5 protein-coding genes are annotated in these 3,846 nt (G+C 64.7%); 3 read left to right on the top strand and 2 right to left on the bottom strand.

Annotated features, from left to right (window positions below):
* Positions 1–85: 85 nt before the first annotated feature.
* Positions 86–556 carry an Lrp/AsnC family transcriptional regulator gene (locus EOA29_RS28380; protein ID WP_126090491.1) on the bottom strand — a complete coding sequence of 157 codons (471 nt, stop codon included), beginning with the start codon at positions 554–556 and terminating at the stop codon, positions 86–88.
* A gap of 115 nt (positions 557–671) precedes the next feature.
* Between EOA29_RS28380 and EOA29_RS28385 the strand changes: the two genes are divergently transcribed.
* From EOA29_RS28385 to EOA29_RS28395, 3 genes are all read left to right on the top strand, one after another.
* Positions 672–926: a DUF6356 family protein gene (locus EOA29_RS28385; protein ID WP_126090490.1), complete on the top strand. Its 255-nt coding sequence runs from the start codon at positions 672–674 to the stop codon at positions 924–926.
* A 16-nt stretch (positions 927–942) separates the two neighbouring features.
* Positions 943–1,743 carry a class II glutamine amidotransferase gene (locus tag EOA29_RS28390; RefSeq protein WP_126090489.1) on the top strand — a complete coding sequence of 267 codons (801 nt, stop codon included), beginning with the start codon at positions 943–945 and terminating at the stop codon, positions 1,741–1,743.
* Positions 1,744–1,966: 223 nt separating this feature from the next.
* On the top strand, positions 1,967–3,340 hold the full coding sequence (locus EOA29_RS28395; RefSeq protein ID WP_126090488.1) for an amidase: 1,374 nt from the start codon (positions 1,967–1,969) through the stop codon (positions 3,338–3,340).
* Here the strand turns inward: EOA29_RS28395 and EOA29_RS28400 are convergent.
* Positions 3,334–3,846 (bottom strand): FAD-binding oxidoreductase (locus EOA29_RS28400; RefSeq protein WP_145969840.1); only part of this gene is annotated, 513 nt, incomplete at its 5' end. The two genes, EOA29_RS28395 and EOA29_RS28400, sit on opposite strands and share 7 nt — an antisense overlap.

Below are 3,846 nucleotides of genomic sequence, written 5' to 3' on the forward strand. Positions count from 1 at the left end.
CCATTCCTATCGGCGCGAATGGCGATTCGGTCAACTCGACGGCAAGCCTATCAACGGCTTTCTTTGAACGCGGTTCCGCCGGCTTTCAGCGCAACTCCACCGGAACGACGGTCGTCTCCTTGATTTCTTCCATCACGAAAGAGGCCGAGACGTCCGACAGCGCCACCTTGGCGATCAGCCGCTGGTAGAGCCGGTCATAGGCTTTGACGTCGGCGACGCGGGCCCTCAGCACATAGTCGAGGTCGCCGGACATTCGGTAGACGCCGGTGATCTCGGCAAAGCCGGTCACCGCGGCCCGGAATTTCTGCAGCCAGTCCGGGTCGTGGTTCGAGGTACGGATCAGGATGAACACCGAAAGGCCGAGCCCGAGCTTGTCGGCATCGACCAGCGCCACGCGCCCGGTGATGACGCCGTCCTCCTCCAGCCGCTTGACGCGCCGCCAGCAGGCATTGCGCGAAAGCGCCACGCGCTCCGACAACTGGTCGACGGAAAGCGTGCCGTCGCGCTGCAGCTCCGCCAGCAATCTTCGATCGCTTGCATCGAGTTCATGGATCATATTGGGATGAATGTCCCAAAATTCTTCTCCATTCAAGGACAATTTGAGATCGATGAACCTTCGCCTCATGGCAGGTTACTCAGAATCGGGGCTCATCCCGGCAGGAGGGACCACCATGACGACACGGTTTACGGCACTCTTCACCGCTCATCCGGCCAAGGTGGGCGAGACCTATTTCGGCCATATGGCCTTTGCCGCCTGGTTCTGTTCCCGCCTGTCGATGGCCGCCGGCGCTGCGCTCGTTCACGCTTTCTTGCCATTTCTGTTCGAGACTACGGCCAGCCGGATCGTTCGCGAGCTCTATGAGCGCACGCAAAACAGAGGCTCAAACGCGGTGAAGGAGCCGGCGGCTCTCTTGGACCGCGCCTGAAAGATGGTGGAAAGCGATGTGCCGGTGGGCGGCCTATCTTGGTGAAGCGGTCTTCCTCGAAGACATCATCACCGCGCCCTGCCATTCGCTGATTGCCCAGAGCCACTGCGCCCAGGAAGCCAAGTCGCCGACCAATGGCGACGGTTTCGGCCTCGCCTGGTATGGCGACCGCCCCGAGCCCGGCCTCTATCGCGACATCCTGCCGGCATGGTCCGATCCGAACCTGAAGAGCCTCTGCCGGCAGATCAAATCCGGCCTGTTCCTCGCCCATGTGCGCGCCTCGACCGGCGGCGCCACCAGCCGCATGAATTGTCATCCCTTCATTTCCGGCCGCTGGTCGTTCATGCATAACGGCCAGATCGGCGGCTTCGAAAAAATCCGCCGCACGCTTGAGAATTCGCTCTCCGACGCCGTCTTCGACCAGCGCGAGGGCACCACCGATTCGGAGCTTTTCTTCCTGCTGATGATCGACGAAGGCATGTCCGACGACCCGCAGGGCGCTGTGGCGCGCGCCACCAGCCGTGTGCTGGAAGCCTCGCGCCGCGCAGGTCTCGAACCGGCGCTGAAGCTGACCGCCGCCTTCTCCGACGGCCAGGCGCTGCATGCCGTGCGCTATGCCACCGACGATCATGCGCCGACGCTCTATACCGGCGCCTTCGCCAAAGGCGCCGGCCGCTGCATCGTCTCCGAACCGTTCGACCGTGACGGCGGCGACTGGCAGGCGATCCCGCCGTCGAGTTTCGTCACCATGACCAGGGACGGCACAAGCATCCGTCCGTTTGCGCCGGCCGCCGCGCGGTTGGCAATGGCTGTGTAGTCTGTCAAACGTTGGGATCTTGGCGAAAGCCATCGTGACATCCAATCTGCCCACCGTGGAGAGATTTCCGGCAGGAGAAAGGGGCGCGTAGAGCAACAACCTCGACATGTTCAGTCGCAGCAATTTCGATCAAGCACCGTTGTCCTCCGGATGCTGAACTCGGCTTGAAGCCACATCGAAATCCGCCATGTTGATGGCGGCGCGCAGCAGCCGGAGCCTCGTCATGGACCTCGCCTTCTCATCCGCCACCGACCTCGCGGCAATGATCGCCGAGCGCAAAATTTCGGCGGTCGAGGCCCTCGATGCGCATCTCGCGCAGATCGACCGGCATAACGAAGCGGTGAACGCCGTCGTCATCCTCGATCGGGAAGGCGCGCGCGGGGGCGCCGAGAAAGCCGATGCGGCGCTGGCGCGCGGCGACACGCCCGGCCCGCTGCATGGCGTGCCCTTCACCTTGAAGGACGCGCATGAGACGGCCAGCATGAAGACCACCGTCGGCTTCCCGCCCTTTGCCAATTATGTGCCGCAGAGCGACAGCCCGGTCGTCGCCCGGCTAAAGGCCTCGGGCGCCGTGCTGGTCGGCAAGACCAACGTCGCCGCAATGCTGGGCGACTGGCAGTCGGACAATCCGCTCTTTGGCCGCACCAGCAATCCGTGGGATCTGTCGCGTACGGCGGGCGGCTCCAGCGGCGGCGCCGCGGCCGCGGTTGCGACAGGCATGGCGCCGTTCGAGGTTGGCACCGACATGCAGGATTCCATCCGCCTCCCTGCCGCGTTCTGCGGCGTCTATGGCCTGAAACCGACGGAGCATCGCATTTCGTTGGCCGGCGCTTTCCCCGATCCTGGCGGTGCGCCGCGCAGTGTCCGATGGATGTCATGTGTCGGCCCGCTCGCCCGGAATCCGGAGGACCTGGCGCTGATCTATCGGATCATTGCCGGCCCGGATGGAACCGATACCGACTTGGCGCCGGTGCCGATTGATCCAACGTCAAAGCTCGAACTGAATTCGTTGCGCATCGCCTTCGCCAGCACCTTCCCGGGTTTTCCAATAGCGGCCGAGATCAGCGCCGCGGTGGAAAGATTGGCCGCTGGGCTGGCCTCCGCCGGCGCGAGCATCGGGGAAGCAAGACTGCCGAAGCTCGACCTGCATGACGATCTCGCCGAGGGCGACAGGCTGATCGGCATGATGTTGGAGGCAGCACAGCCGGAACAGCCAGAGCAGCCGACGCCGGTGTCGCGCTGGTTCGCCGCGCTCGCCCGCCGCGACCGTTCGATCCTTGCCTGGGAGCGCTTCTTCGAAACCTGCGACGCCTTGCTCTGCCCGGTCGCCATGACCACGGCCTTTGCGCACTGCAAGCCGGGGACCACGCTCAAGGTCAACGGCAAGGACGAGAGCTACCGGATGCTGCCCGCCTATGGCGCGGTCTTCAACTATTCTGGTCACCCGGCGGTGGCGATACCGTGTGGGCAAGACAGCAATGGCGTACCCGTCGGCCTGCAGCTCGTCGGCCGGCACTGGTCGGAAGCGCGGCTGCTCGGCATCGCCGCAGCGATCGCGCCCTTGGCTGGCGGGTTTCGCCGGCCGCCTGGCTACTGAGCGAAACGCGACAGCGCGTAGGGCGCCAGCAACGCATCGCGCTCGCCATCGAGGATTTCACGGGCGGCAAAAAGGCCGATCGCGGGTGCCAGCGTGATTCCGGAATGGGTGACGGCGAGATAGAGGCCGCCGACACCCTCGGCGCGGCTGACAATCGGAAATCCGTCGATCGGGGTCGGCCGGTAACCGACGGTATGAAAATCGAACTCCAGTCCATCGCCGCCGCGCAGCATCGCTTTCATCGTCGCGAACAGCTCGCGGGCGGTGGCTTCCGGATTCTCGCCCGGATCGCCGCCGCCGAAATCCGAGCCGGCGATGATGCGGCCCTCCGCCGTCTGCCGCATATGCAGTCTCTCGGCCAGTACCAGCCCGTTGAGCAGCTTCTTGTAGGGGCGCGAATGCACGATCAGGCCGGGCGGGGCCTCGATCGGCAGCTTGATGCCAGCCGTTCCGGCGATTGCCGGAGCGCCGGTGCCGGCGGCGATCACCGCCTCGTCGGCGGTGAT

This window comes from Mesorhizobium sp. M1E.F.Ca.ET.063.01.1.1 (genome assembly GCF_003998155.1).
Classification (GTDB): domain Bacteria; phylum Pseudomonadota; class Alphaproteobacteria; order Rhizobiales; family Rhizobiaceae; genus Mesorhizobium.

Coding starts and splice junctions, on each gene's coding strand:
- EOA29_RS28390 (WP_126090489.1), top strand. CDS start 943: ATGTGCCGGTGGGCGGCCTATCTTGGTGAAGCGGTCTTCCTCGAAGAC.
- EOA29_RS28380 (WP_126090491.1), bottom strand. CDS start 556: ATGATCCATGAACTCGATGCAAGCGATCGAAGATTGCTGGCGGAGCTG.
- EOA29_RS28395 (WP_126090488.1), top strand. CDS start 1,967: ATGGACCTCGCCTTCTCATCCGCCACCGACCTCGCGGCAATGATCGCC.
- EOA29_RS28385 (WP_126090490.1), top strand. CDS start 672: ATGACGACACGGTTTACGGCACTCTTCACCGCTCATCCGGCCAAGGTG.